Source organism: Arthrobacter silviterrae, assembly GCF_011045165.1.
GTDB classification, from domain to species: domain Bacteria; phylum Actinomycetota; class Actinomycetes; order Actinomycetales; family Micrococcaceae; genus Specibacter; species Specibacter silviterrae.
Genome location: NZ_JAAKZI010000081.1, coordinates 1 through 1,430, shown reverse-complemented (window position 1 = coordinate 1,430; position 1,430 = coordinate 1). Strand labels below are relative to the sequence as shown.

Genomic DNA, 1,430 nt, shown 5'->3' with positions numbered 1-1,430 from the left:
TGCCGGTGATTCCGGTGGTGTCCGCACTCCCGGTGCCGCTGCCGTCGCTGTTGGCGCTTCCCTTGTTGGCGCTTCCGTCGCTGTTGCCGCCGGCGCTTCCGTCGCTGGTGCCGCCGGTGCTTCCGTCGCTGTTGCCGCCGGTGTTTCCGGTGGTGGTGGTGCCGCAACCGTTGGTGCAGTTGCAGTCGCAGTTGGTGCAGGTCCCGGCGGGGTGGAGGAGGGCCTGGTGGAGGAGGTCGGTGAGGGCGTCGGCCCGGTATTCGTTCAGGGACCGGGCTGCCCGGCCGGTGGGGGTTGTGCCGCCGCTGGGTTCCCCGGCGAGCTGGGCGGCCCGGGCCCAGGCGTCCACGCTCTGGTACACGGACAGCGCCGGCACGGCGGGCAGGACCATGATGAGTTCGGCCATCGCGTCGGGCAGGGGCCGCAGGAACACGCCCCGGCCCTTCCGGGCCCGTTCGTGCCGGACAGTGAGGGACTCGGGATTGTGTTTCTCGGCCAGCATCCGCACCCGCCGGGTCAGGATGCTCGGCGGGGTCCGGGAGGCATTCTTCAAAAACAGGGGCTCGATCAGGGGTAGCACCGTGTCCGGGACGTTGAGCAGGCCGCGGTGGATGGCCTGGATGCGGACCAGGTCCAACAAGCCCGCCCGGAACAGCGCGTACGTCCCGGGCAGGTGCCCCAGCAGCCGTTCCGCGTCGTGCAGGCGCTGTTCCGCAGCGCCCTGCGGGATCGCGGCAACGGCCATGACCTCCCCGGCCGCCCACATCGACCTCCCCGGACCCCCATCAGCTTCGCCGGCGCAGGCCTCATCCGCGACCGGCGGGCGCCGGGAGGCGAACACGGCCAGGGCCCGCGCCTCCACCGCCTGGGCGAAGGATGCCAGCCGTGTCGCGGCATGGACCATGTCCAACACGTCATTGTCCCCCACGGACTCAGGATCCAGCCCCGCCAACGCCTCCGCGACCACCACCGGCGACCACCCCGCCTCCGCCGCCAACAACCCCGCCACCACACCCGGCAGGGAACCGGCCTCCGGGACCGGCAGGGAACCGGGCACACCGCCCGTCCCGGGGACCGGCAGGGAACCGGGCAGGCCCACCGGCAGGGCGCCGGGGCCCGTGGCACCCCGGCTGCCGGACTCGGGGCCGGACTCCCCGCCGGGCTGCGCATTCGTCCCGGTGCCAGGCTGCGCATTCGTCCCGGTGCCGGGCTGGCGGGTGCTGCGCCGGTGTTCGAGCCAGTCCGAGGACACCCGCTCCTCCAACACCCCGAAATCATTGCGCCGCCGCGGACGCGGCGCCAACACCAGATCCGGCACCGAATCCCGCACCGCCGCCAACCACCCCGCACGAACACCGGCCACCTCCCCGCCGGCCCCTTCCGAAACAGGGGCGGGCGCAGTTTCGGACTCGGGGTCCTCGGCGGGGACA

Annotated in this window: 1 protein-coding gene; it reads right to left on the bottom strand. The window is 73.1% G+C overall.

Annotated features, from left to right (window positions below):
- The coding region (locus tag G6N77_RS19450) for a DUF222 domain-containing protein (protein ID WP_165183820.1) at positions 1-1,430 on the bottom strand (1,430 nt) is incomplete at both ends.